Below are 26,326 nucleotides of genomic sequence, written 5' to 3' on the forward strand. Positions count from 1 at the left end.
AATTTTAGGTTTGCGGGTTAGGCTAGGAGCGTAATGCCGGCGTATGAAAGGCAGATGTCGGGAGGAACCGCGCCACGGCGCGCGCTTTCGCGCGCCCTGCTTTTCGCATTGTTGTGCTCGACGGCACTTGTTGCCGAAACCGGAAGTGCGGCAGCCTTCGAGATTTTCGGCATCAAGCTGTGGGGATCCAAAGACGAAGATGCCGATATCGTCGACCCGCTGCGCTATGCGGTGACGATCGAGGCGCCGGACGCCGACAAGGATCTCGTCGAGAAGCTCGAAAACGCCTCGGCGCTGAAGGCCGACGAGGAACACCCGGTATCCGGTTCTCTCGGCCTGCTGGCCAAGGCGCGCAGCGACCGTGAGCAACTTGTCGCCGCGCTCTACGCGGACGCCCGCTACGAGGGTGTCGTCACCATCACTATTCAGGGCAAGCCGCTCGACGATCTGCCGCCCGATGCCGAGTTTTCGGGTCCGCAGCCGATACCGGTGGTGATCAGCATAGCGGCCGGGCCGAAATTCACGCTTGGCAACATCAGGCTGAAAGGCGATGCGGCGGGGCTGGCAAGTGCCGATTTCGGCCTGATCGCCGGGGGTGACGCCAGTTCGGGCGCCGTGCTCAAGGCCGAGGCGGCGATCGTGCGGGCACTCAAGCAAGAAGGCAGGCCGCTGGCCAAGGTGACGGGCCGCGAGATCGTCGCCGAGCACGCCGGTTCGACGCTCGACGTGACGCTCACCGTCGCGGCCGGGCCGGTCGCCGGCTATGGCGACACCACTGTCGAGGGCACCGAAAAGGTCGACCGCGACTTCACCGAATATATGACCGGCCTGAAGCGCGGCCGCCAGTATTCGCCCGATGAGATCGACGATGCGCGCGACCGGCTGCTCGGGCTCGAGGTCTTCAACAGCGTGACGGTGAAGGAAGCCGACGCGCTCGACGCCGAGGGCAATATCCCGATCGGTGTCGAGGTCAGCGAACGCAAGCCACGCTATTTCGGCATTGGCGGCAGCTTCTCAAATACCGAAGGGCTGGGCCTCGAAGGCTATTGGGGGCACCGCAATCTGTTTGGCCGCGCCGAAAAGCTGCGCATCGACGGCAAGATCAGCGGCATCGGCAGCAACGACTTGACCCAGCTCAATTACAATGCCGGCGTCATGTTCGAAAAGCCGGGCGTCGTCGGGCCGGCGTCGAAATTCATTGCCAGCGTCAATACCGTTTTGGAGCACCCCGACGCCTACGACCATTTCTCGGTCAAGGGCAGCACCGGCCTATCCTACGAACTCGACAAGAAGCAGACGGTTTCCGCGCAAGTCGCGCTGGACTATTCGAGGATCCACGACGCTTTCGGCAAGCACACCTATCTGATCGCCAGCATTCCACTGCAATATGTCTACGATAATCGCGACAGCAAGCTCAATCCGACCCGCGGCTTCAGGGTGCTGGCCTATGGCGAGCCGAGCTACGACATTTTGAGCGGGGCTGCGTTCGTCAAGCTGAAGGGCGAGGGGTCGGCCTACCAGTCGCTCGATTCGGCCTCGAAATTCGTTTTCGCCGAACGTGTCGCCATCGGCTCGATCATCGGCGCCGGTCTTCAAGATGTTCCGGCAGATCGACGCTTCTACTCAGGCGGCGGCGGTTCGGTGCGCGGCTATGCCTATCAAGGCATAGGCCCGAAGGACAGCAACGGAGAGCCGATCGGCGGGCTTTCCTTCTTCGAGACCTCGGTCGAAATGCGCATCGCCGTCACCGACAAGATCGGCGTCGTGCCGTTCGTCGATGCCGGCACGGTGTCGACCAGGCAGGTCCCCGATTTTTCAGACATGAAGGTCGGCGCGGGTGTAGGCTTGCGCTATCTGACGGCGTTCGGGCCGCTGCGCATCGACGCGGCAGTGCCGCTCAACCGCGGCCCCGACGATCCTCATTTCGGCATTTATGCCGGCATCGGCCAGGCATTCTGATGGCAATATTCAAGCGCATCCTCCGTATCCTTTTCTACACGCTGCTCATCGTCGCGGCAGCGGCGGTGGGGGCGCTCGTCGTGTTGACCAAAACCGAGGGCGGCCGCGAAAACCTTGCCGGCATCATCTCGACCATGGCCTCGACCGGTGATCGCAAGGTCACTGTCGTCGGCATCGACGGCATCTGGTCGGGCGCGCTGAGGGTCGATCATGTCGTTCTGGAGGATCGCGAAGGCGCCTGGATGGTGGCACGCAAGGTGGCCGTCGACTGGTCGCCGCTGGCACTCCTGTCGAAGAGCTTCAGCGCCGATCGCATCGGGGCAGAGCGTATCGAGTTGGCAAGGCTGCCGGTGGCCAGTACACAGCCGAGCCAAGGCGGAGCGACGACGCTGCCGGTTTCCATCGACGTCAGGCAACTCGACCTTCCCGAAATCGCGCTCGGGCAGGCTCTGGCCGGCAGCGGTGTCGCCGAACTTGCAGCCAAGGGGGCACTCAAGGCGGACGCCTCACCGTTGGCGATCGAGACCAACCTCAAGATCGTTCGCCATGACGGCAAGCAAGGCATGGTCGACGCCAAAGCCCATTTCGCGCCGGCCGACAACAAACTCGATCTCGACCTTAAGGCATCCGAGCCGGCCGGCGGCATCATCGCCAACCTGCTCAACCTGCCGGGCGCGCCGCCGGTCAACATTGTCGTTTCCGGCACCGGACCGCTCGCCAACTGGAATGGCATCGGGACCTTCGTTGTCGACGGCCGGATCGTCACCCAGCTTACCGGTCGCCATCAACTCACCGACAAGGGTCATTATGTCGAGGCCAATGGCGATGGCGAATTCGAGCGCTTCCTGCCCGAAACCCTGAAACCGCTGTTTGCCGGCAAGACCAGCTTCGACCTCGCCGGCACAGCGACCGCGGCCGGCGGCGTCGATGTCGAGCGCGCCAATATCGACAGCGGCGCCATCCACGCTACCGCCGCTGGCATTGTCGATCCGAACGGCACCAGCGACCTTTCGGTGAAGCTCGCCGCAAAGGGGCCGCCGATCGTGCTCAGCCTCGGCAGCGAGGCGCAGCCGATAACCGTGGCGATCAAGGATGCCACGGCCCGCGCTTTCGGCGATGGCAAGGCGCCGATGGTGGATATCGGCGCGTCGCTGGTCTCGGTGGTGGCGGGCGGCACGCGGGTGGACGACCTGATCGGGCAAGTGCATTCCGACGGCTTCGACATCCAGAACCGTAGCGGGCCCGTCACCATCAAGCTGACGGCGGCCGGCCTGAACACCGACGTCGCGACCTTGGCGCCGCTGGTAACGGGCAGGGTCAGCGCCGGTCTCGCCGGCTCGGTCAGCAAGGAACAGGTCGTCGTCGACGAAGGCACGCTGCGCAGCGACGCCCTCAATGCGTCCGTGACGGCCACAGTAGCGCTTGCCGATCTGTCGATGACGCTCAAAATGAATGCCGACGCGGCCTCGACGGCGCTGCCGCCCCAGATCAGCTCGGTTCTCGGCCAGCGCGTGCAGTTTTCCGCAACCGCGACACGCGACCCGGATGGTGCGTTCGCCGCCAACGCATTGCAACTCACCTCAGGCACGCTTAGCGCCAGCGGCACCGCCAGTGCGCAGGGCACCGATATCCGGGCCGATATCAAAGGCACGCTGGGCGACGTGTCGGTGCTGTCGCCGCTGGTCGGCGCCAAGGTCGGCGGCGCGGTCGGTTTCGCGCTGACCGCAAGCGGCGCGCGCAGCGCACCGAATTTCTCGGTTTCGGCCAACAGCGACAGCCTGACGGCGTCCGGTCATGCTGTGAAGCAGATCAAGCTGAGTGCGAGCGGCAAGGCCGATATCGCCAGTCCCGCCGCCGATGTCTCGCTGACCGGCTCGGTCGACGACCAGCCGCTCGACCTCAAGGCATCGCTGGTAACAACCGACGGCAAGCGCTCCATCAATGGACTTGCCGTCTCGTTGGCCGACAACAGGGTCTCCGGCGACCTCGGGCTCGACGACAACCTGCTGCCGCTCGGCACGTTGACCCTCGATGCCGCCGATATTGCTCCGCTGGCCAGACTTGCCGGCCAAACGGTAGCCGGCGACGTGCGCGGCACCATCCGCTTTGCGAACGACGACGGAGCGCCGACGGTCGCGATCGATGCGACGAGCACCGCGGTCTCGCGCGGCGAACTGGCGGCAAAGACAATCGCTGTCAACGCGCTGGTCGCCAATTATCTCAGTGCACCGGCAATCTCCGGCAAGATCAAGGCCGACTCGATCACCTCCGGAATCACGGTGATCAGCGGCATCGATGTCGACCTGAAGCGCAATGGCGACTGGACCGGCTTTACCGGCGGCGCCACGGTCGCCAGCATTCCGGCCAGCGCGTCCGGGCGGGTCAGGGTGGCGAACGGCACCACCAGCATCGAGCTTGCCTCGGGCGAGGCGACCATCCGCGGCATCAAGACAGCTATCGCGCAGCCATCGGCGCTAACAATCGCCAATGGCATGGTGAGCATAGAGAAACTGGCGCTCGGTGTCGGCGGCGGTTCGGTTGCTGTGTCGGGTACGGCTGGCCAGACGCTCGATCTCGCTGCCACCTTGTCGGCGCTGCCGGCAGCACTTGCCAATGATTTTTCACCAGGCCTCGATGCCGTGGGCGCGCTCAGCGGCACCGCGCAGGTCACGGGATCGTCGGCTGCCCCAGATATTCGCTTCAACGCCCGGCTCAGCGGCGCCGAAACCAGCCAGACCCGGCAGGCTGGGCTCGGGCCGCTCAATCTCGATGCGGCAGGCCATTTCTCGTCGGCCAGCGGCCTCGCCATCGAGCAGGCGACGCTTGCCGGCGAGAAAATCTCCGGCAAGGCAGCCGGCACCATCAATCCGAATGGCGCCAGCGATTTCTCGCTCGACCTCGCATCCACCGGCCCGAGTCTGCCGCTGTCGCTCGGCAGCAAGGCGAGCCCGATCAAGCTCGAGCTGCAGGCACTGTCGTTGAAGGCGGCCGGGCAGGGCACCCAGCCGAAGCTCGACATCTCCGCGACGCTGCCATCGGCCGCCACCAATCTAGCTAAGATCGAGGGCATCACGCTTGCGCTGCACTCCGACCGCTTCGACGTGAAAGCCCGGAGCGGGCCGATCTCCGGCTCGGTGATCGCTGAAAAAATCGGCCTCGACAATCCGACCATCGCGCCGCTGATCGCCGGCAAGGTCACCGCCAAACTCGCCGGCAGCCTTGCCGCCGATGCCATCGTCGTCGATAGCGGCACGGTGACCAGCGACGCGTTGAACAGCGGCTTCAACGGGCGGGTCTCGCTGGCCGACGGCGCCATCGACCTCAATGTCAAGGCGGACGCCGCCTCGGCGGCACTGCCGGGGGCGGTGCGTGGCGTGCTCGCCGAGCGAACGCAATTCAGTGCCGCGCTGAAGCGTGACGCCAACGGCAATGTCATCGCCAACACAGTCAGGCTGTCGTCTGGTTCGCTGACGGCAGGCGGGCAGGCGAGCCTTGCCGACAACAAGCTCAGCGCCGACGTCAAAGGCGCGCTGGGCGACGTCTCGCTGCTATCCAAGGACGCTCAAGGCGCCATTTCTTTCGCGCTGAATGCGCAAGGCGCCAGCACCGCGCCGGATCTGTCGCTGACTGTCAACAGCGACAAGCTTTCGGTGGCCGCACGCGAGATCACCGGGCTGAAGCTCACCGCCACCGGCAAGGCTGATGCCGCCAACCCGGCTGCGAATGTGCAACTCACCGGAAATGTCGGCGGCCAACCGCTGCAGGGCAGCGCTGTGCTGGCGACATCGGACGGCAAACGCGCCATCAACGGGCTTTTGCTGTCGCTCGGCAAGAACCGTGTCTCCGGCGACCTGGCGCTCGACGATGCCTTTGTGCCAGCCGGCACCGTGGCACTCGACCTGCCCGATATCGGTCCGCTTGCGGCCCTGGCACTGGAAAAGGCCGATGGCGATGTACGCGGCACGATCGCCTTCTCCAAGGCGGGCACCGTGCCACAGGTCGCCGTCAAGGCGACAACGGCCTCGATCTCGCGCGGCGATGTCTCGGCCAAGGCCGTGAGCATCGATGCGCTGATCGCCAACTATCTGGCGGCACCGGTGATCTCGGGCAAAATCCGTGCCGAGAGCGTAACTTCCGGCGGCACGGCTATTCGGGGCGTCAACGTCGATCTCAAGCGCGACGGCGAATGGACCGGCTTTTCCGGTGGCGCCTCCGTCAAGGATATTCCGCTGAAGGCCGCCGGCCGGGTCAAGGCAGTCAAGGGTACGACGACGGTCGAACTTGCCTCCGGCGAGGCGACCATCCGCGGCATCAAGGCGGCCATCGCCCAGGCCTCGACCATCAACATCGCTAATGGAGTGACCAGCCTCGACAGGCTGGTGCTCAACCTCGGCGGCGGCACGGCGACGGTCACGGGCAAGGCTGGGCAAGCGCTCGACCTCAACGCGACGCTGGCGCGCGTACCGATCTCGATAGCCAACAGTTTTTCGCCGGGCCTCGATGCCGCCGGTTCCATCTCGGGCACTGTGAAGGTGACGGGCGTGCCGGCCAATCCGGCCGTTGCCTTCAAGATTGACGCCGCAGGCGTTCAGACGTCGCAGACCCGTGGTGCAGGTTTCGGCGGCATGGGCGTTTCATCCTCAGGTACGTATTCGGGCAACAGACTGACGTTCGACGCCAACATGAGCGATGCCGCTGGCCTCGGCCTCAAGGGCGGCGGCACGATGACGACATCAGGCGCGCCCACCCTTGATCTCAATTTTTCCGGCAAGGTGCCGTTCGCCTTTCTCACCAGGACACTCGCCGCACAAGGCCTGTCCTTGAGCGGCACGGCCGACGTCGATCTGCAGGTGCGCGGCCCGGCGACGTCGCCGGTGATCTCAGGCACAGTCCGCACGTCAGGCGCCCGCCTGCTCGACGCGCGCTCGGGGCTTGCGATCAACGACATCACTGCCGACGTCGCCATCGGTGGCGGCGTGGCAAGGATCAATCGCCTGACCGGCACGCCGTCGACGCGCGGCAGCCTTTCGGCCAGCGGCACCGTCGGCATCGATCCGGCTAAGGGCTTTCCGGCCGATCTGTCGATCAAGCTCGTCGACGGCCGCTATACCGACGGCAAGGTGGTCACCGCCAATCTTGGCGGCGACCTGACCGTCAAGGGACCGCTCACCTCCGCGCCGGTGATTTCCGGTACCGTCAATCTGGCCAAGACCGTCATCACCGTACCCGAAAAGCTGCCCGGTTCGCTGGCCGAGCTCAACGTCAAGCACAAGAATGCGCCGGCCGCCGTGCGTGCGCAGGACAAGGCGTTGCGCCCGGCCGCAGCAAGCAACGGCAGTGGAGGCAGCGGCCTCAACCTCGACGTCACGGTCAATGCGCCGAGCCAGATCTTCATCCAGGGCAGGGGTGTCGACGCCGAGCTCGGCGGTTCGCTGCGGCTGACCGGTCCGGCATCGTCACCCCAGGCGATCGGCACCTTCACCTTGCGGCGCGGGCGGCTGACGATCCTTGCCAAGCGGCTGACCTTCACCGAAGGCACAGTCGGCTTCTCCGGCTCTCTGGTGCCCTACCTCAACCTTACGGCGCAATCGAAGACGACCAGCGCCACCGTGACCATCGTGGTGTCGGGCGAGGCGAACAACCCGAAATTCAGCTTCTCCTCGGTACCTGCGCTGCCGGAGGACGAGGTGCTGGCGCAGCTGATCTTCGGCCGTTCGATGTCGAACCTGTCGCCGCTGCAGATCGCGCAGCTTGCCGAGGCTGCCGGACAACTGGCCGGCGTCGGCGGCTCGACCTCCCTGCTGCAGAACCTGCGCAGCGCGATCGGCGTCGACGATCTCGACGTAATCACCGACGAACAGGGCGGCACCGCCGTCTCGGCGGGCAAGTATCTCAACGACCGCACCTACGTGACGATCCAGAAGGGCGATAGGCCGGGTTCGGGCAAGGCAACCGTCGATCTCGACGTTGGGCGCGGCGTCAAGCTGCGTGGTGAGGCAACCGACGCCGGCGAAGCCAAAGGCGGTGTTTTCTACGAACGAGAATATTGAAACAGGCCGTTCGCGCAGGACAGTTGGTCTCCGAAGAACGAGCGGCGCAGCGGCGAATGTCCCAGTTTAATCGCCCGTTGAGATTTCGGACGAAATCCCTGGCGCAGTAGCAAATTTGCGCCAAGACTGTCGTTATCGCGCGAACCGCCCTGCTTTCAAAGTTGCACATTCCTTAGCATGTTCCCAATCCGCGCCGTCTTTGACATCATGGCGCGAATGCGGAATGTTAAAAGGCAGAAAGCCAACAATGGGAGTTAGTCATGACGATCTACAAGAGTAACGGCGACCGCGTTCCCGATCACATCCTAGCCATGGCCGAAGACGCCAAGGCAGGCAAGATGGATCGTCGCGAATTTCTGGCTCTCGCCAGCGTCTTCGGCGCGTCGACGGCGATGGCCTATGGCATGCTTGGCCTTGCAGACCCGACGCCGGCCAGGGCGGAAGAGGTCCAGGGCAAGAAAGGCGGCGTATTGAAGGTCGCGCAATGGATCAAGGATCCGAAGGATCCGCGCAAGTCCGACTGGTCGGAAATCGCCAATGCCGAGCGTCAGGCGCTCGAGCCGCTGGTCAAATATACAACCGAATATACATTCCGCCCCTATCTGCTGGAGAGCTGGGACGTGAATGACGACGCTACCGAATACACGCTGCATGTGCGCAAGGGCGTCACCTGGAACAACGGCGATCCGTTCACCGCAGACGACGTCATCTTCAACCTCAAGCGTTGGGCCGACAAGAAGGCCGAAGGCAATTCCATGCCCGGTCGCCTCGGTTCTCTGGTCAAGGACGACAAGCTGGATGAGAGCGCGGTGACCAAGGTCGATGACCACACGATCAAGCTGACGCTCAGCAAGCCGGATATCGCCCTCATTCCCAACGTGTGCGACTATCCCGGCCTCATTGTCCACAAGACGTTCGACGAAAAAGGCGGCGACTTCAAGTCCTGCCCGATCGGCACCGGGCCGTTCGAGCTCGTCTCCTACGATGTCGGCCAGAAAGTGGTCTACAAGCGCCGCGAAGACAACAAATGGTGGGATGGTGACGTCTTCCTCGACGGCATCGAGTTCATCGACTACGGCACCGATCCGGCGGCGATGGTCAGCGCTTTCGAAGCTGGCGAAGTCCATACCAATTTCGAAACGTCAGCCGACTATGTGTCGATCCTCGACGGCATGGACCTGGTGAAGTCGGAGATCGTCACCGCGTCGACGATCGTCTGTCGCACCAATGTGACCAACAAGCCTTACGGCGACCAGAAGGTTCGCAACGCCCTGCAGCTCGCAGTCGACAACAATGTCGTCCTCCAGCTCGGCTACGGCAATGCCGGCACGGTTGCCGAAAACCACCATGTCGCCCCGATCCATCCGGAATACTACGAATTGCCGAAGGTTGCTCGCGACCCGGCCAAGGCAAAGGCGCTGATGGCGGAAGCCGGCCAGGCCGATTTCGAGCACGAGCTGATCACGGTCGACGAGGATTGGCACAAGAACACAGGCGATGCGATCGCCGCGCAGATGCGCGACGCCGGCATCAAGGTGAAGCGTACGGTGCTGCCGGGTTCGACGTTCTGGAACGACTGGACGAAGTATCCGCTGTCGATGACCAACTGGAACATGCGGCCGCTCGGCGTCCAGGTTCTGGCGATCGGCTATCGCACAGGTGAAGCCTGGAACGAGACGGCCTGGTCGAATCCGGAGTGGGACGCCAAGCTCAACGCTGCGCTGGCAGTTGCCGACGCCGCCAAGCGCAAGGAAATGATGAAGGATATCGAGCAGATCCTGCAGGATTCCGGCATTATCATCCAGCCTTATTGGCGCAAGCTCTACAGCCATTCGGTCAAGGCGGTGCAGAACTACAAGATGCACCCGACCTTCGAGCGTGACTACGGCAAGGTCTGGCTCGAACAGGCCTGACCGGACGATCCGGAAAGGGGCGTCTCGCCCCTTTCCCTCGCTCTTTGCATGGTCCTTGGACCGGAAGTCGGCGCAGCAAAAAGTTGCGGACTCTTCGGCCTGGGTCTGCAATAAAAAGGGTATTGCATCTGGGACTGGTCTGAAGGCTTGTTCTGCCGCTGACGGCAGGGCACGGCTTGCAAACCGGTTCGAACCCCCAACCCGACCGGCAGGGGACCGCCATGCTTTCTTTCGTAATCAGGCGTCTCGGCACCATGGCATTGACGATGCTGTGTCTGACGATGATCGTCTTTTTCCTGGTCAATCTCGGGCCCAATCTGAAAAAGCTGGCGATCAGCCAGACCGAAATGCACACCTCGGCCGAGCAGCTTGAAGCTTGGCTGGTCAACCATGGCTATCGGCAGAATTTCTTTGTCCGCTATGGCCAATGGCTGGGTGTGGTGCCCAAGCAGCCGGTTACCGACCCGGCGACCGGCAAGCCGGCGCAGCGTTTCTCCTTCTGCAACGATCCGGTCGTGCCGACATTCTCCGGCATCCTGCAAGGCGATTTCGGTTGCTCGACCAAGTTCAAGACGACGGTCGCTTCGAAACTCTTTCCGGCGCTCAGTGCCACCGGCATCCTGATGCTCTGCGTGCTGGCCGTAATGGTGCCGATCTCGCTTTTGATTGGCATCCTCGCCGGCATGCGCGAGGGCTCACGCACCGACCGTACATTGTCGGTGGCTTCGATCGCCTCGACGGCGACGCCCGAATATGTTTCGGGCGTCATCTTCACCGTCATCTTCGCCTCCTGGCTCGGCGTACTGAACGGTTCGGCGGCCTCGGCCAGCCAGGGCATCACCTTCTACAATTTCACCTTGCCGGTGATGACGCTGGCGATCTACGGCATCGGCTACATCGCCCGCATGACCCGAGCCTCGATGGTCGAGGTGATGACGCAACAGTATATCCGCACCGCCCGGCTCAAGGGCCTCTCCTTCGGCAGCGTGGTGATAAAGCACGCTCTGCGCAACGCGCTGATCGCACCGTTCACGGTCATCATGCTACAGTTTCCCTGGCTGCTCACCGGCGTCGTCATCGTCGAGGTGATGTTCCGCTACCAGGGGTTCGGCTACACGCTGGTCGAGGCCGCCGGCAACAACGACATCGATCTTCTGCTCGGCTGCTCGCTGGTCTCGGTGTTTATCGTCCTGATCACACAGCTCATCTCCGATGTCGGCTACGCGTTCCTCAATCCGCGCATCAGAGTTCAATAGGAGACCGGCGGATGCAGGTCGAATATCTCAGCGCCTTCAACGTCGTACTCGGCGTGCTTACCCGCTTCTGGCCGGTCTGGATCGCTCTCGCCCTGGTGATGGGGACGAGCTTCGGCTACAAGAAGAAGCTAGGCCTTTACGGCCAGCTTTTCGACAGCGGCGTCGGCATCGTTGGCGTCGGCATCTGCCTGTTCTGGCTGTTTACGGCGATCTTCGCGTCGACCATCTCGCCCTTCGATCCGCTCGCCCAAGTGCCGATCATGAAGGACGCGCTGCCGGGCGCGATCGAGCCGGCGTCGAAACTTGTATATTATTTCGGCGGCGACAAGCTCGCCCGCGACGTGTTCTCCCGCATGGTCTATGGCAGCCAGATCGTGCTGATCATCGCGCCGGCGGCGACCGGTTTTGCACTGATGGTCGGCATAACGCTCGGCCTGCCGGCCGGCTATTATGGCGGCAAGATCGATACGGTGCTGTCCTTCCTCGCCAACCTTGTGCTGGCCTTCCCGGTGATCCTGCTGTTCTACCTGCTGGTGACGCCGGGCATCATGGACACGCCGATCCCCTACGCGATGGCCGGGCTGTTCTTCCTATTTCCGATCATCTTCTTCAGCGTGCTGTTCTGGACGCGCTACAAGAACCGACCCGACCGCCTCTATATCCTGCTTGGCCTGACGTTGGTGGTTGGCGGCTGGATCTATGCCGGCCTTGTCTTCGATGCCGATCCGTTCAAGATCATCCATATCGATCCCAACCAGCTCAACATCTTCGTGGCGGTGGTGTTCGCCTCCAGCCCGGGCGTGTTCCGCATCGTGCGCGGCCTGGTCATGGACATCAAAACGCGCGACTATGTTGCGGCGGCGCAGACGCGGGGTGAATCGCCCTGGTACATCATGCTGTGGGAGATATTGCCCAATGCGCGCGGGCCGCTGATCGTCGACGCCTGCCTGCGCATCGGCTACACTACGATCCTGCTCGGCACACTCGGCTATTTCGGGCTGGGACTGGCGCCGGAAAGTCCGGACTGGGGCACGGCGATCAAGGATGCCAGCCGGCTGCTGCGCTCCTTCATCCACCCGGCGCTGCCGCCGACGATCGCATTGATGTCGTTCGTGCTCGGCCTCAACCTCCTGGCGGATTCGCTGCGCGAACAGTCGATGAAAGATTGATACCGGGAAAGATCGATGCCGGGTTCGGCCCGACATGCCTGAAGAACAAGGATTGGAGCGACCCATGAATGAGGCAGTTCGAAATCCCGCCAAGCCGACCAATGGGCCGACCAATGGGCCGATCATCGAGATCGAGAACCTGTCGATCTCCTTCTTCACCCGCAAGGGCGAGATCCCGGCCGTCATGGATTTTTCCTGCACGGTCATGCCTGGCGAGGCGATGGGTATTGTCGGCGAATCCGGCTGCGGCAAGTCGACCGTGTCGCTCGGTATCATGCGTGACCTCTCCAACATCGGAAAGATCGTCGGCGGAAAGATCAAGTTCCAGGGCAAGGACATGGGAGAACTGTCCGACGAGGAACTGCGCGCTATCCGCGGCAACAAGATCGCCATGATCTACCAGGAGCCAATGGCCAGCCTCAACCCCGCGATGAAGGTCGGCCAGCAGCTGATGGAAGTGCCGCTGATCCACGACAAGGTGTCGAAGGACGAAGCTTACAAACGCGCTTTGGAAATGGTGCGCGCGGTGAAGCTGCCGGATCCCGAGCGCATGATGCGTTCCTACCCGCACCAGCTTTCCGGCGGCCAGCAGCAGCGCATCGTCATTGCCATGGCGCTGCTGTCGAAGCCGGCGCTGCTTCTGCTCGACGAGCCGACGACAGCGCTCGACGTGACGGTTGAGGCCGGTATCGTCGACCTGGTCAAGGGGCTGGGCGAGAAGTTCGGCACCTCGATGATCTTCGTGTCGCACAATCTGGGCCTGATCCTGGAGACCTGCGACCGCATCACGGTGATGTATTCGGGCGAAGCGGTGGAGACGGGCAAGATCAAGGACGTCTTCGACCGGATGCGCCATCCCTACACGCAAGGCCTGTTCCGCTCGATCCCATTGCCGGGCGCCGACAAGAATTCGCGGCCGCTAATATCCATCCCGGGTCAGTTGCCGCTACCGCACGAGCGGCCGAAGGGCTGCAATTTCGGCCCGCGCTGCCACCATTTCGTCGAGGGCGTCTGCAACGCCGCCGAAATTCCGATGATCGCGGTCGAAGGCCATGACGGGCATTTCTCGCGCTGTGTGCGCTTCAACGAGATCGACTGGGAGGCGCTGCCACCCGGCGCCAAGAAGGTGAACGAGCGGGTGGTGCCCGGTGCGCCGGTGCTCCAAATCGAAGACCTCAGGAAGTACTACAAGGTCGGCGGCAGCGAAGTGTTCGGCTCGAGCGAGGGCCGTGTCGTCAAGGCCAATGAGACGATCTCGTTCATGGCGCGCGAATCCGAGACCGTCGCTATCGTTGGCGAATCCGGCTGCGGAAAATCGACCCTGGCCAAGGTGCTGCTCGGCCTCGAAACGGCAAGTTCCGGCCGCGTCAAGCTCGGCAACAAGGAGATCCAGTCGACCGGGATCGAGAAGCGCAGCGTCGACACGGTATCGTCGATCCAGATGGTGTTTCAAAATCCGTTCGACACACTCAATCCCAGCCATTCGGTCGGTTCGCAGATCATTCGCACGCTGGAAAAGTTCAATGTCGGCAACACGGTGGCCGACCGGCGCAAGCGGATGCTGGAATTGCTAGACCTGGTGAAGCTGCCCAGAGCATTCGAGACACGCAAGCCGCGCCAGCTTTCAGGTGGCCAGAAACAGCGCATCGGCGTGGCGCGCGCCTTTGCCGGCGACGCCAAGGTGGTGGTGGCCGACGAGCCGGTCTCGGCATTGGATGTGTCGGTCCAGGCGGCGGTGACCGAGCTTTTGATGGACATCCAGCGCAAGAACAAGACGACGATGCTGTTCATCAGCCACGATCTGTCGGTGGTGCGCTACATCGCCGACCGCGTCGTCGTCATGTATCTCGGCTATATCGTCGAGCAAGGCACGACCGACCAGATATTTTCGCCGCCCTATCACCCCTACACCGAGGCGCTGCTGTCGGCGATCCCGATTGCCGATACCAGCGTGGTGAAAAGGCACATCGTGCTGGAAGGCGACATTCCGTCAGCGATGAACCCGCCCTCGGGATGTCCGTTCCAGACGCGCTGCGGCTACAAGAAACTGGTGCCGGACAATCTTTGCGAAACTACGGTGCCGCCAGTCAAAAATCTCGGCGACGGCCATATGAGCCTGTGCTGGCTGTCCGACGACGTGCTGGCGAAAATGGAGCCGGTGATCAAATTCGACAAGGAGCACGCCGCGAATGAGGGCGTGCCCGAGGATGCAAACCACGGTGTTGGCCCGGGCTTTGCCGGAGATCCGCCCAAGCGCCCGCATGGGAAGACTGGCAGCGTTGAAGCCGATGCCGAGGGCCAGGCAGTGGAGAATGCCGAAGCGGTCGCCAAAGCCCGAAGTCACGAGATTCGCGACGAGGTTTCAGAGACCGGCGGGACCTCAAGCCCTGCCGATAGCGCGGTGGCACCAATCACGCCGCCGACGGTCGGTGATGGACGGCAGGCAGAGGACGCTCCGCGCAGGCCGCGCAAACCCAAGGGCGGCTGAAATGCCGCTAGTACGCTAGGGCGCGCATTGCCGTAGCTGCGCGGCGTAGTCCTGGGCCATCTGCTCGGTGGCGTGCGCATAGCGCTGCACGTCAGCGTCGCCGCGATTACCGCGCTTATAGGCGTTCCAGCCGAGATAGTAGGCGAGATACAGATTGTAAGTGTCGTTGCGGGCGACGCCGAGTGTGTCGGCGGTCTTGGAATGATACCAGCCGACAAAATCGACGGCATCGGCAAACCTGGTGCGGCGCGCCGCCCAGCTGCCGGTCTCGTTCTGGTATTGCGCCCAGGTCCCGTCGAGCGCCTGCGAGAAGCCGGTTGCACTGGAGATATGTTTCCAGGGAATGAAGCCCAGCAGCTTGGTGCGCGGCGGCCTGGCGTTGCTCTTGAAGCCGGATTCCTTGCGCACCGTCGCCATCAGCACGGGAACCGGCACACCGTATTTCTGCTCGGCGCGTTGTGCCGCCGCCTGCCAATTGTCGAACCAGCCGTCATTCTGGTCGAAAACGGCACAGACATCGTTGATGTGGTTCGGCGGCGTCGCGCAGGCCGAAAGCGTCAGCGGCACGGCAATCGCTACAATTTTACTAAAACTCGACCTACGCATCGGAAGAGCATTAGGCTGAAAACATAAAAGGAATCTTGCGGCGTTTCTTAACGGCTCGTCGGCCGTTTTGGCTGGCGCTGAGGAAGTATGAACATTCCGACGTTTGTTGTCGCTTTTACCGATATGAAATTCCCGGAATGGCGCCTTGGCTAAAATCACGCCCGCAGGTGGCGGATTCTTGACAGCTCGATCTTCGCGCCAGCGCTTTGATGCGCCGCATGAGCGAACCAAGACGCAAGCGCGGCGCCGAGCGAACCAGCAACAGGGGACCGACCGCCATCCCGCAACTGCCGCTCAGGCGGGTGACAAACCCTTATCCGCCGATGGCGATGCTCTCGGCCGACCAGATCGAGGCGATCCACCAGGCGTCGACGCACATTCTTGAGAATTTCGGCATCGAGGTGATGAGCCCGCGGGCGCTGTCGCTGTTCGAGAAGGCCGGGGCCAAGGTCGATCATGCCACGATGAACGTCCGCATCGATCGCGCCATGATTGAGGAAGCGCTGAAGACGACGCAGTCCAGCTATACGCTGACGCCGCGCAATCCCGCCCATGCCGTCCACCTCGGCGGCAATACCATCAACTTCACGCTCGTCGCCGGGCCGCCGAATGTGCACGACATGGAGCGCGGCCGCCGTGCCGGCAATTTGCGCGATTATTCCGATCTCGTCCGGCTGGCGCAGCATTTCAACTGCATCCACATGCTAGGCAACCAGGTCTGCGCGCCGATGGAACTGCCGGCGAATTCCCGCCACCTCGACACCTATTTCGCCAATCTGACGCTGACCGACAAAAGCTTTCACGTCTCGGCTATCGGCCGCGGCAGGGCGCTCGACGGCATCGAAATGATGGCAATCGCGCGCGGACTGACGCTTGACGAGATGCGCGACGATCCCGGCGTCACCACGATCATTTCGGTCAACTCGCCGCGCCGCTTCGATGAGATGATGGCCGAGGGGCTGATGACGATGGCCGAGTTCGGCCAGTCGGTGGCGGTAACGCCGTTCACGCTGATGGGGGCGATGAGCCCGGTGACGCTTGCCGGCGCGCTCGCCCAGCAGAATGCCGAGGCGCTGTTCGGCGTGGTGCTGACGCAGCTCGTCCGCCCCGGCGCGCCGGTGATGTATGGCGCCTTCACCTCCAATGTCGATATGAAATCGGGAGCGCCCGCGTTCGGCACGCCTGAAAACACCAAGGCGAATATCGCGTCCGGACAGTTGGCGCGGCGTTACAGGCTGCCTTACCGGACGACGCCGGGCTCGGCTTCCAACGCCGCCGACGCGCAAGGCGCCTATGAGACGCTGATGGCGCTGTGGGGCGCGGTGCTCGGCCATGGCAACCTCGTCTACCATGCCGCCGGCTGGCAGGAGGGCGGACTGACAGCGTCGTTCGAAAAGTTCATCATCGACGTCGAGATGATCCAGCACATGATGGAGTTTTTGCGCCCGATCGAAGTCAACGAGGCCGAGCTTGCCGTCGAGGCTCTGGGTGCGGTTCCGACCGGCGGCCACTTTTTCGGCGAGCCACACACGCTGGAGCGCTACGCCACGGCCTTCTACCAGCCGATTCTGTCCAACTGGCAGAACTACGAGGCCTGGGAGGAGGCCGGTGGGCTCGACGCCACGGCGCGTGCGACGAGGCTGTGGAAGAAGGCGCTAGAGGACTATGTCGAGCCGGTGATGGAAATCTCCAGGCGCGAGGCGCTGGAGGCGTATGTGGCCAAGCGCAAGGAAGCGATCGGGCAAAGCGAGCCTTAAGCGCCGCTCTTCTTGTTTGGATTCATTCTCTTCTCCTACAGAATCATGAAACCCAACCAACTCTTTGAAATGACGAGAATCCCATGAAATCGCATGCAAAGGTCGTGGTTATCGGCGGTGGCGTTGTCGGGTGCTCCGTGCTGTTCCATCTGGCCCGTCACGGCTGGACCGACATAGTGCTTCTGGAGCGCGATGAATTGACCTCCGGCTCGACCTGGCACGCGGCCGGCGGCATGCACACGATCAATGGCGACCCCAACGTCGCCAAGCTGCAGAAATACACGATCTCGCTCTACAAGGAGATCGAGGAGCTGTCCGGCCAGGCGACTGGCGTGCATCTGACCGGCGGCGTCTTGCTGGCGGCGACCGAGGCGCGGCTCGACTGGCTGCGCGGCGTCGTCGCCAAGGGTCGCTATCTCGGCATCGACCTCGAGGAGATATCGCCTGATGAGGCGGCCGAGCTGATGCCGCTGCTCGATCCCAAGCAGTTCGTTGGTGCTGTGCGCAACAAGGAGGACGGTCATCTCGACCCGTCCGGCGTTACCCACGCCTACGCCAAGGCGGCGAGGAAGCTTGGTGCCGAGGTCGAGCGCTTCACCAAGGTCGAGGACATCGTGCGACGCGCCGACGGACTGTGGCGCGTCATTACCAACAAGGGCGAGGTGGTGGCCGAGCATGTCGTCAACGCCGGCGGCCTGTGGGCGCGCGAGGTCGGCCGCATGGTCGGGCTGGAGCTGCCGGTGCTGGCGATGGAGCACATGTACCTGATCACCGAAGACATGCCGGAAGTCGCCGCCTGGAACCAGAAGACCGGCACGGAGATCATCCACGCGGTCGATTTCGACGGCGAGCTCTATCTGCGCCAGGAGCGCGGCGGCATGCTGATGGGCACTTACGAAAAGGCCAACAAGCCATGGTCCGAGTTCCAGACGCCGTGGAATTTCGGCCACGAGCTGCTCGAACCCGACATCGACCGGATCGCGCCGTCGCTGGAGGTCGGGTTCCGGCATTTCCCGGCCTTCCAGAACACCGGCATCAAGCAGATCATCAACGGTCCCTTCACCTTCGCGCCGGACGGCAATCCGCTGGTCGGGCCGGTGCGCGGCCTGCCGGGATTCTGGGTGGCCTGTGGTGTCATGGCGGGGTTCTCGCAGGGAGGCGGCGTCGGCCTGGCGTTGTCGAACTGGATGATTGAGGGCGATCCCGGCGCCGATATCTGGGCGATGGATGTGTCGCGTTACGGTGACTGGGCGACGATGGCCTACACCAACGCCAAGGTGCGCGAAAACTATTCGCGGCGGTTTTCGATCCGCTTCCCGAACGAGGAACTACCGGCCGGACGGCCACTCAGGACGACACCGGTCTACGACCTGTTGTCGGTCAAGGGCGCGCAATGGGGGGTCGCCTATGGGCTGGAAGTGCCGCTGTGGTACGCGCCCGAAGGCGTCAAGGACGAATTCTCCTGGCGCCGCTCGAACGATTTCGAGCATGTGGCGAGAGAAGTGGAGACGGTTCGGCAGGGCGTTGGTCTCTCGGAAATCTCGTCATTCGCCAAATACAGGGTAACCGGCGAGGGCGCTGCAGCCTGGCTCGACCGCCTGCTTGCCTGCAAGTTGCCAAGCCCCGGCCGCATGACGCTGGCGCCGATGCTGAAGGAAAACGGCAGGCTGATCGGCGATTTCACGCTGGCCAATCTCAGCAGCCTAAATTCTGAAAATGGCGATTGGTTCCTGGCCGGCTCCGGCGTCGCCGAGCAGTACCATATGCGCTGGTTCGAAGCGCATCTGCCGAAGGACGGCTCTGTCAGCATCGAGGCGCTCGGCGCAAAACTCACCGGCTCGTCGATCGCCGGGCCGAGCGCGCGGAAGCTTCTTGAAAAGGTCACACGATCTGACGTGTCGAACGCGGCTTTTCCGTTCATGGCCATCAGCAGGATGGACATCGGCATGGCGCCGTGCCTGGTCGGGCGCGTCAGCTACACCGGCGATCTCGGCTACGAAATCTGGGTGGCGCCGGAATATCAGCGCACCGCCTATCAGGCGCTGATGGCGGCGGGCGAGGAATTCGGCATCGGCCTGTTCGGCTCGCGCGCCCTCAATGCGCTGCGGCTGGAGAAGAATTACGGCTCATGGGCGCGCGAATACCGGCCGATCTACGGGCCGCTGGAGGCTGGGCTCGACCGCTTCGTTGCCTATGGCAAGCAGGCCGATTTTATTGGCAAGCAGGCCGCATTGGCGGAGCGCAAGCACGGCGGCAGACTGCGGCTGCGGGCCTTTGTCGTCGATACTGTCGATGCCGACGTCATCGGCGACGAGCCAATCTGGTTTGGCGGTGCCGTGCGCGGCTGGGTCACGTCGGGCGGCTACGCACATCATTCGAAAAAATCCGTCGCCATCGGCTATGTGCCGAAAGAGATTGCCGACGAAGTTGAAGGCTTCGAGATCGAGATTCTGGGCAAACGCCACGCTGCGCGCATGCAGCCGATCCCGCTGTTCGACGCGAATTTCGAGCGGATGCGTGGGTGAAGACGCGCCGACGCCTCAGCTGTTGCGCCGGTTGTCGAGGGCCAGGGCACCCGGACCGGCAAACACCAGATAGAGGAAAATGAAGCAGAACGAGATCGCCGAATCGCCGCCATTGTTGATGGGGAAGAAGTCGCGCGGCATGTGCGCCATGAAATAGGCGATCGCCATCTCGCCAGCCAGGAGGAAGGCGACCGGCCGGGCGAAGCGCCCAGGCGCCAAGAGAATGCCGCCCACGAATTCGAGGAGGCCAGCGGTCAGCGTCAGCCCGGTCAATGTACCGGCATGGTCGCCGGCGGGAAAATTGAACAGCTTTTGCGTACCATGTTCGATGAATTGCAGTGCCGTCATGATGCGCAATGCGGCCAGAGCCTGCGGCTGATATCTGGCAAGGCCGTCGAAAAGCTTCATCTAAGACTCCATTTCACCCCCGAACCGGCCATAGATTATCGCCCGGCAGGGGACCATTCACTTCGCATGGCCCGCCATCAACAATCAGTGATGGAAATGTTCCTCGTCCTTTCAATATTTTTCTCTCCAGGGTTGTATTTAAACCGCTATAGTTGTACTGAGATCCAGACACTCCAAACCATGTGGGTTCCGTTTGCCATGAGAAAAGTCGTCGTCAGCCTATTCGCCATCCTTGCAGGCACCAGCGTCGCCATGGCCGACGACGCCGGCTGTGCTGCTTTCAAATGGCCAGTGACGCGCGAGGAGGCCCTGTTTGCGGCGGCGCCCGCCGCGCAGTCCGGCGCTGACCTTTCGGTCGGCGAGGCTGCAGATGTGGCGTTGGCGCCGGTCGGCACGATCAGCTTCACCGTTCCGCCGGAACGCGCGCCGGCAGCCGGTACATTCGGCGCGACGGCGAGCGTGGCCGTGCCCCCGGAGGGAAAACTCCAGATCAGCCTGTCTGATGAGGCCTGGATCGATGTCGTTCAGGACGGTAAAGCCGTGAAGTCGGCGGCTTCCAGTGGTATAAAAACCTGTCCGGGGATCCGCAAGAGCGTGCGCTTCAAGCTAGCCGCCGGCCGGGCGACCATCCAGCTCAGCGGCGCCAAGAAGCCCGATCTCAAAGTTTCCGTGCTGACGCCGGAATAGTTCTCAAAGAGCGTTAGATTGGAGGGACAGCGCCCCTCTCTGTCCTGCCGGACATCTCCCCCACGAGGGGGGAGATCGGTTTTTGCTGCCGGTTTCGCCAATCGCGACGCGACGTTGCTACCGCACCGGTGCCATTAGCGCGAAATGGGCGCCTTGTGGGTCTGTGCACTGCACGATCCAGCTGCCGCCGGGGACCTCCATCGGACCCATCAGGATCTTGCCGCCATTGTCGGTGACGCGCTTGGCTGCCGCGTCGATGCCGGGCACGTTGAAATAGAACTGCCAGACCGGCACCGGGATCTGCTCGGGCTTGTTCATCATGCCGCCAACAGGCTCGGCGCCGAAGGCGAAAAGCTGGTAGACGCCCATCGGACCCATGTCCATGGCGTCGCCCTTCTCCCAGCCGAACTGGCTGGAATAGAAATCGAACGCCGCCTTCCAGTCTGACGTGTAGAGCTCATGCCAGCCGACGTTGCCGGGTGTCGTCAACGGCAGCGGCGGCTGGTCGGGGCCGCTGGGCTGCAGGAAGTTGAACATCGCGCCTTGCGGGTCGGCAACGACGGCGAAGCGGCCGACGCCAGGAATGTCGTCGGGCTCGCGGTGAACCGCGCCACCAGCCTTCTTGAGGGACGCCGTTGCGGCATCGACGTCCCTGGTGAGGATATAACCGATCCAAGCCGGCGGCATGCCCATCTTGCGCGCGTCCTCGGGCAGCGTCATCAGCCCGCCGACGCCGCGCTCGCCGACATTCATGACGATATAGCGCGGCATGCCCTGGGCCCCTTCGAAAGGCTGCCCCCTCCAGCCCACCACGGAGGTGTAAAACGCCTCGGCGGCGTCGAGATCGGTGGTCATCAGCTCGTACCAGAAGAAAGGCATGGGGGACTGTGGCATTGTCGTGCTCCTTGCGGTTTGTACATCGATCATGCGCGATCCATTCTAGGACGATCTTCACGACGAAAATCCGACAGCCAACCAAAAAAGATGGCGGCGAATTGGAAATGTTACCGGGTTGTGCGCCCTGCGGTTTTCGATCTTGCTTGCAGTCAACGAGGGGTTGTTGATCCATGCGCCGGGATCTCGCTCACTTCCGAACTTGTCGCGCTGTGCCATCGAGAGAGCCAATCCGTACCTGCTTCGTGACGCATGGCCGTTTGGAAAACATGACTATTATAATCATGTTTTTTGAAGGTTTTCAGCGGGTTGCGGCGAAAATTGACCAATTGATAAAAAAATAAAACGTGCTAGCCTTCCCCAAAACAAGAACATGGGGAACTGACGATGCCAGAAGGCCAGTTCAAGCAAGGCATTGCCGGCGGGCGGCTCTCGCCGGAGCAATATGCCGATAATTTTGCCGACCTGCATCCACCGCTCGATCATCACGAGGCGCTGGTCGAGTCCGACCGCTGCTATTTCTGCTATGACGCGCCGTGCATGAATGCATGCCCGACTTCGATCGACATCCCGCTGTTCATTCGCCAGATTTCGACGGGCAATCCGATCGGCTCAGCCAAGACTATTTTCGATCAGAACATTTTGGGCGGCATGTGCGCCCGCGTCTGCCCGACCGAGACGCTGTGCGAAGAGGTCTGCGTGCGCGAGGTGGCAGAAGGCAAGCCGGTGCAGATTGGTCGCCTTCAGCGCTACGCCACCGATGTCGCGATGGCCGAAAACAAGCAGTTCTACAAGCGCTCCGAACCGACCGGCAAGACGGTCGCCGTGGTCGGCGCCGGACCGGCCGGGCTTGCGGCCGCGCATCGGCTTGCCCGCCACGGTCACGACGTGACCATCCTGGAAGCCCGCCCGAAGCCCGGCGGCCTCAATGAGTACGGTATCGCGGCCTATAAGAGCGTCGACAATTTCGCCCAGGCCGAAGTCGACTATGTCACCTCCATCGGCGGCATCGACATCCAGAACGGCAAGGCGCTCGGCCGTGACTACCAGCTGTCGGACCTGACCAGGAATTACGATGCGGTGTTCCTCGGCATGGGGCTTGCCGGCGTCAATGCCTTGCGAGCGGATGGCGAGGAGGCGCAAGGCGTCACCAATGCCGTCGAGTTCATTGCCGAGCTTCGTCAGGCCAGTGATCTGGCCAGCCTGCCGGTCGGCCGGCGTGTTGTCGTCATCGGCGGCGGCATGACGGCGATCGACGCGGCGGTGCAATCGAAGCTGCTCGGAGCCGAAGAGGTGACGATCTGCTATCGGCGCGGCCCTGAGCACATGAATGCTTCCGAATTCGAGCAGGATCTGGCTGCCGCCAACGGCGTCATCATCCGGCACTGGTTGCAGCCGAAGCGGGTCATTGCCGACGCTGGCAAGGTGTCGGCGATCGAGCTCGAATACACCGCGATGGACGGCGACAGGCTCGTCGGCACCGGCGAGCGGCTGACGCTGACTGCCGACCAAGTGTTCAAGGCGATCGGCCAGAGCTTTGTCCCAGCTGCGCTCAACGGCAGCGGTGCGGAGATCGCGCTGGAAGCCGGCCGCATCAAGGTCGACGCCGAAGGCCGCACCTCGCTGCCAAACGTCTGGGCCGGCGGCGACTGCATCTTTGGCGGCGACGACCTGACAGTCTCGGCCGTCGCGCAAGGCCGCGATGCTGCGGAAGGCATTCATCGGGCATTGACCTCGAACGGGAGGGCATGAGCATGGCAGACATCCGCAATAATTTCGTCGGCATCAAATCGCCGAACCCGTTCTGGCTGGCGTCGGCGCCGCCGACCGACAAGGCCTACAACGTCATCCGCGCCTTCAAGGCCGGCTGGGGCGGTGTCGTCTGGAAGACGCTGGGCGAAGAGGGCCCACCGGTGGTCAACGTCAACGGGCCACGCTATGGCGCCATCTGGGGCGCAGATCGTCGCCTGCTTGGCCTGAACAACATCGAGTTGATTACCGACCGCGACCTGCAGGTCAATCTGCGCGAGATCAAGCAGGTCAAGATGGACTGGCCCGACCGGGCGATCGTCGTCTCGCTGATGGTGCCGTGCGAGGAGCATGCCTGGAAGGCGATCCTGCCGGTGGTCGAGGAGACCGGCGCCGACGGCATAGAGCTCAATTTCGGCTGCCCGCACGGCATGTCGGAACGCGGCATGGGTGCCGCCGTCGGCCAGGTGCCGGAATACATCGAAATGGTGGTGCGCTGGTGCAAGGCCAACACCCGTATGCCGGTGATCACCAAGCTGACGCCGAACATCACCGACATACGCAAGCCGGCACGCGCTGCCCTTGCCGGCGGCACCGATGCGGTGTCGCTGATCAACACCATCAATTCGATCACCGGCGTCAATCTCGATAGTTTCGCACCGGAGCCGACGATCGACGGCAAGGGTTCGCATGGCGGCTATTGCGGTCCGGCGGTGAAGCCGATCGCCATGAACATGGTGGCCGAGATCGCGCGCGACCCTGAAACGCATGGCCTGCCGATCTCCGGCATCGGCGGCATCACCACCTGGCGTGACGCCGCCGAGTTCATGGCGCTCGGCGCCGGCAATGTGCAGGTGTGCACTGCGGCGATGACCTATGGCTTCAAGATCGTGCAGGAGATGATCGCCGGCCTGGAAAACTGGATGGACGAGAAGGGCCATGCCTCGCTCGACGACATCATCGGCCGCGCAACGCCCAACGTCACCGACTGGCAGTACCTCAACCTCAATTACATCGCCAAGGCGCGCATCGACCAGGACGCCTGCATAAAATGCGGCCGCTGCCACATCGCCTGCGAGGACACCTCGCACCAGGCGATCACCAGCATGGTCGACGGCGTCAGGCATTTCGAAGTGATCGAGGCCGAATGCGTCGGCTGCAATCTCTGCGTCAATGTCTGTCCGGTCGAGAACTGCATCACCATGGAGCCTTTGGCGGCCGGCGTGATGGACCAGCGCACCGGCAAGCCGGTATCGCCGATCTATGCCAACTGGACGACGCATCCGAACAATCCGATGGCCAAGGTGGCGGCGGAGTAGCATTGCGAAAAAAAGCGGCGTTCACGGGCGCCGCTTTTTAATTTTGCTATTGCGGATAAAAACTATCCACGATAATCTATATCCATGAATGGGAGAGCGAAATGAAGCTGGGCGAAGGCGTCGAAGCGGCCATCCACTGCGCCGCGATGCTTGCCGGCGTTGATGGCGCCGCGACCTTGCCGGGTGCTGCCATGGCCGAAGCGTTCGGGCTGTCGCCGAGCTATCTGCTAAAGCATCTCAACGCGCTGACAGCGTCGGGCATTCTGGAATCGGTGCCGGGGCCGTCCGGCGGCTACCGGCTGGCACGGCCGGCGGAACGCATAACGCTGCTCGATATCGTACTGGCCGTCGAGGGGCGCGAACCGGCCTTCCGCTGCGCCGAAATCCGCCAGCGCGGCCCGGCGAAGCTCGATGCCTCGGTCTATGTCAAACCCTGCGGCATCAACGTGGCAATGCTGAAGGCCGAACGTGCCTATCGCGCCGCGCTCGCCGACGCCCGGCTGTCCGACATCGTTGCGGAATACACGGCCGATGCCGATCCCCGTTCGGTCGCGGCCAACTGCGCCTTCGTCGGGCGCCACCAGCGGCCGCAGAAATCAAGTTCAACCAAGCAAGCATGAAAGGCTACAGACGATGAAACAGAGGCTGCAATTTTTCGGCGCGGCGCCGGAGATCATGAAGGCGGTGTCGGCGCTCAACAAGGCAGTCGACGAATGCGGGCTCGAAAAAAGCCTGTTGCATCTGATCAAGCTCAGGGCGTCGCAGATCAACGGCTGCTCGTATTGCGTCGAGATGCACAGCCGCGAAGCGCGCCGCGACGGCGAAAGCGAGCAGCGGCTCTATCTGGTCTCCGCCTGGAAGGAATCGCCGCTGTTTTCGGAGCGCGAACGCGCAGCCTTCGCCTGGACCGACGCGCTGACCAGGATCGCCGACAACGGTGTGTCGGACGAACTCTATGCAAGGACGCTTGAGCATTTCTCGGAAGAGGAGCTGGTCAAGCTCTCGGTTGCGCTCGGCATGATCAACACCTGGAACCGGCTTTGCGTTCCGTTCCATGCAATCCATCCGATGCCAGCGGTCTTGGCCGCTTGAGCATGGACCAGGCGCGCAGCCTTGCGCCGCGCGCCTCTTTTCTGCCCAAGGACCTGACAGCATGTTTTCAAACTTTGATAGTGAGATACTATTCGCCGCCCGCTTGCTGCTTGGCGGCGCCTTTGTCTTTGCCGGCCTGCGCAACGTTCAGAACGCGGCATTGGTGAGCCAATTGATGACGACGCGCGGCGTGCCGCAGGCACGGCTGGTGCTGTGGCTGGGGATAGTCCTGCAGATGGTCGCCGGAGCACTGGTGATTGTGGGCATCTGGACCGCTGCCGCCGCTCTGTGCCTGATCCTGTTCCTGATCGTTGCCACGCCGATGTTTCATAACTTCTGGAATCATCAGGGCCCGGAGCGCGCGTCCCGCATCAACGGTTTTGTCGGCAACGTCGCGCTGACCGGAGGATTTCTGGCGCTGATCGCGCAATCGCTTTGACAGCGATCATCGCGT

17 protein-coding genes are annotated in these 26,326 nt (G+C 62.8%); 14 read left to right on the forward strand and 3 right to left on the reverse strand.

Annotated features, from left to right (window positions below; translation table 11 throughout):
- Positions 1-33 precede the first annotated feature (33 nt).
- The 6 genes from NKG60_RS00550 (at position 34) to NKG60_RS00575 (ending at position 14,835) form a co-directional block, all read left to right on the forward strand.
- Complete coding sequence (locus NKG60_RS00550) at positions 34-1,959, forward strand: autotransporter assembly complex protein TamA (RefSeq protein WP_352564374.1); 1,926 nt, start codon at positions 34-36, stop codon at positions 1,957-1,959.
- The gene (locus NKG60_RS00555; RefSeq protein WP_352863642.1) at positions 1,959-8,009 is read left to right on the forward strand and encodes a translocation/assembly module TamB domain-containing protein; all 6,051 of its coding nucleotides are present in this window, start codon (positions 1,959-1,961) and stop codon (positions 8,007-8,009) included. Before NKG60_RS00550 ends, NKG60_RS00555 begins: the two co-directional genes overlap by 1 nt.
- A 260-nt stretch (positions 8,010-8,269) precedes the next feature.
- Positions 8,270-9,922, forward strand: a complete 1,653-nt coding sequence (locus NKG60_RS00560; RefSeq protein WP_352491081.1) for an ABC transporter substrate-binding protein — start codon at positions 8,270-8,272, stop codon at positions 9,920-9,922.
- 221 nt (positions 9,923-10,143) lie between these two features.
- Positions 10,144-11,178, forward strand: a complete 1,035-nt coding sequence (locus NKG60_RS00565) for an ABC transporter permease (protein WP_352564378.1) — start codon at positions 10,144-10,146, stop codon at positions 11,176-11,178.
- A gap of 11 nt (positions 11,179-11,189) precedes the next feature.
- Positions 11,190-12,347, forward strand: coding sequence for an ABC transporter permease (locus NKG60_RS00570; protein WP_352564380.1), 1,158 nt, complete (start codon positions 11,190-11,192; stop codon positions 12,345-12,347).
- A gap of 64 nt (positions 12,348-12,411) precedes the next feature.
- Positions 12,412-14,835, forward strand: coding sequence for a dipeptide ABC transporter ATP-binding protein (locus NKG60_RS00575; protein WP_352564382.1), 2,424 nt, complete (start codon positions 12,412-12,414; stop codon positions 14,833-14,835).
- A gap of 15 nt (positions 14,836-14,850) precedes the next feature.
- Here NKG60_RS00575 and NKG60_RS00580 read toward each other — a convergent pair whose 3' ends face one another.
- On the reverse strand, positions 14,851-15,441 hold the full coding sequence (locus NKG60_RS00580; RefSeq protein ID WP_352564384.1) for a transglycosylase SLT domain-containing protein: 591 nt from the start codon (positions 15,439-15,441) through the stop codon (positions 14,851-14,853).
- Positions 15,442-15,659: 218 nt separating this feature from the next.
- On the opposite strand from NKG60_RS00580, the gene NKG60_RS00585 reads away from it, so the two are divergent.
- Both NKG60_RS00585 and NKG60_RS00590 read left to right on the forward strand, forming a co-directional pair.
- A complete protein-coding gene (locus NKG60_RS00585; protein WP_352564385.1) occupies positions 15,660-17,198 on the forward strand; it encodes a trimethylamine methyltransferase family protein in 1,539 nt (512 codons plus the stop codon).
- Between the two features lie 83 nt (positions 17,199-17,281).
- Positions 17,282-19,723 carry a GcvT family protein gene (locus NKG60_RS00590; protein ID WP_352973816.1) on the forward strand — a complete coding sequence of 814 codons (2,442 nt, stop codon included), beginning with the start codon at positions 17,282-17,284 and terminating at the stop codon, positions 19,721-19,723.
- Positions 19,724-19,738: 15 nt separating this feature from the next.
- Here NKG60_RS00590 and NKG60_RS00595 read toward each other — a convergent pair whose 3' ends face one another.
- On the reverse strand, positions 19,739-20,131 hold the full coding sequence (locus tag NKG60_RS00595; protein ID WP_352564389.1) for a DoxX family protein: 393 nt from the start codon (positions 20,129-20,131) through the stop codon (positions 19,739-19,741).
- A 180-nt stretch (positions 20,132-20,311) separates the two neighbouring features.
- Between NKG60_RS00595 and NKG60_RS00600 the strand changes: the two genes are divergently transcribed.
- On the forward strand, positions 20,312-20,818 hold the full coding sequence (locus NKG60_RS00600; RefSeq protein ID WP_352564538.1) for a hypothetical protein: 507 nt from the start codon (positions 20,312-20,314) through the stop codon (positions 20,816-20,818).
- A gap of 117 nt (positions 20,819-20,935) precedes the next feature.
- Here the strand turns inward: NKG60_RS00600 and NKG60_RS00605 are convergent, their stop codons facing one another.
- Positions 20,936-21,712: a VOC family protein gene (locus NKG60_RS00605; protein WP_352564391.1), complete on the reverse strand. Its 777-nt coding sequence runs from the start codon at positions 21,710-21,712 to the stop codon at positions 20,936-20,938.
- A gap of 387 nt (positions 21,713-22,099) precedes the next feature.
- Between NKG60_RS00605 and NKG60_RS00610 the strand changes: the two genes are divergently transcribed.
- The 5 genes from NKG60_RS00610 (at position 22,100) to NKG60_RS00630 (ending at position 26,311) form a co-directional block, all read left to right on the forward strand.
- A complete protein-coding gene (locus NKG60_RS00610) occupies positions 22,100-23,464 on the forward strand; it encodes an NAD(P)-dependent oxidoreductase (RefSeq protein ID WP_352564393.1) in 1,365 nt (454 codons plus the stop codon).
- Positions 23,465-23,466: 2 nt separating this feature from the next.
- Positions 23,467-24,780, forward strand: coding sequence for an NAD-dependent dihydropyrimidine dehydrogenase subunit PreA (gene preA / locus NKG60_RS00615; RefSeq protein WP_352564395.1), 1,314 nt, complete (start codon positions 23,467-23,469; stop codon positions 24,778-24,780).
- 101 nt (positions 24,781-24,881) lie between these two features.
- Positions 24,882-25,400: an RrF2 family transcriptional regulator gene (locus tag NKG60_RS00620; RefSeq protein ID WP_352564397.1), complete on the forward strand. Its 519-nt coding sequence runs from the start codon at positions 24,882-24,884 to the stop codon at positions 25,398-25,400.
- Between the two features lie 13 nt (positions 25,401-25,413).
- Positions 25,414-25,872, forward strand: a complete 459-nt coding sequence (locus NKG60_RS00625; RefSeq protein WP_352564399.1) for a carboxymuconolactone decarboxylase family protein — start codon at positions 25,414-25,416, stop codon at positions 25,870-25,872.
- Between the two features lie 61 nt (positions 25,873-25,933).
- A complete protein-coding gene (locus NKG60_RS00630; RefSeq protein ID WP_352564400.1) occupies positions 25,934-26,311 on the forward strand; it encodes a DoxX family protein in 378 nt (125 codons plus the stop codon).
- Positions 26,312-26,326: the final 15 nt, after the last annotated feature.

The organism is Mesorhizobium sp. M1428, assembly GCF_040317515.1.
GTDB lineage: Bacteria > Pseudomonadota > Alphaproteobacteria > Rhizobiales > Rhizobiaceae > Mesorhizobium.

Excerpts from the sequence above, each read along its gene's own strand:
- NKG60_RS00620 (WP_352564397.1), top strand. The coding sequence starts at position 24,882 with ATGAAGCTGGGCGAAGGCGTCGAAGCGGCCATCCACTGCGCCGCGATG.
- NKG60_RS00575 (WP_352564382.1), top strand. The coding sequence starts at position 12,412 with ATGAATGAGGCAGTTCGAAATCCCGCCAAGCCGACCAATGGGCCGACC.
- NKG60_RS00590 (WP_352973816.1), top strand. The coding sequence starts at position 17,282 with ATGAAATCGCATGCAAAGGTCGTGGTTATCGGCGGTGGCGTTGTCGGG.
- NKG60_RS00570 (WP_352564380.1), top strand. The coding sequence starts at position 11,190 with ATGCAGGTCGAATATCTCAGCGCCTTCAACGTCGTACTCGGCGTGCTT.
- NKG60_RS00560 (WP_352491081.1), top strand. The coding sequence starts at position 8,270 with ATGACGATCTACAAGAGTAACGGCGACCGCGTTCCCGATCACATCCTA.
- NKG60_RS00605 (WP_352564391.1), bottom strand. The coding sequence starts at position 21,712 with ATGCCACAGTCCCCCATGCCTTTCTTCTGGTACGAGCTGATGACCACC.
- NKG60_RS00565 (WP_352564378.1), top strand. The coding sequence starts at position 10,144 with ATGCTTTCTTTCGTAATCAGGCGTCTCGGCACCATGGCATTGACGATG.
- NKG60_RS00550 (WP_352564374.1), top strand. The coding sequence starts at position 34 with ATGCCGGCGTATGAAAGGCAGATGTCGGGAGGAACCGCGCCACGGCGC.
- NKG60_RS00630 (WP_352564400.1), top strand. The coding sequence starts at position 25,934 with ATGTTTTCAAACTTTGATAGTGAGATACTATTCGCCGCCCGCTTGCTG.
- NKG60_RS00580 (WP_352564384.1), bottom strand. The coding sequence starts at position 15,441 with ATGCGTAGGTCGAGTTTTAGTAAAATTGTAGCGATTGCCGTGCCGCTG.
- NKG60_RS00600 (WP_352564538.1), top strand. The coding sequence starts at position 20,312 with ATGTGGGTTCCGTTTGCCATGAGAAAAGTCGTCGTCAGCCTATTCGCC.
- NKG60_RS00610 (WP_352564393.1), top strand. The coding sequence starts at position 22,100 with ATGCCAGAAGGCCAGTTCAAGCAAGGCATTGCCGGCGGGCGGCTCTCG.
- preA (WP_352564395.1), top strand. The coding sequence starts at position 23,467 with ATGGCAGACATCCGCAATAATTTCGTCGGCATCAAATCGCCGAACCCG.
- NKG60_RS00595 (WP_352564389.1), bottom strand. The coding sequence starts at position 20,131 with ATGAAGCTTTTCGACGGCCTTGCCAGATATCAGCCGCAGGCTCTGGCC.
- NKG60_RS00585 (WP_352564385.1), top strand. The coding sequence starts at position 15,660 with ATGAGCGAACCAAGACGCAAGCGCGGCGCCGAGCGAACCAGCAACAGG.
- NKG60_RS00625 (WP_352564399.1), top strand. The coding sequence starts at position 25,414 with ATGAAACAGAGGCTGCAATTTTTCGGCGCGGCGCCGGAGATCATGAAG.
- NKG60_RS00555 (WP_352863642.1), top strand. The coding sequence starts at position 1,959 with ATGGCAATATTCAAGCGCATCCTCCGTATCCTTTTCTACACGCTGCTC.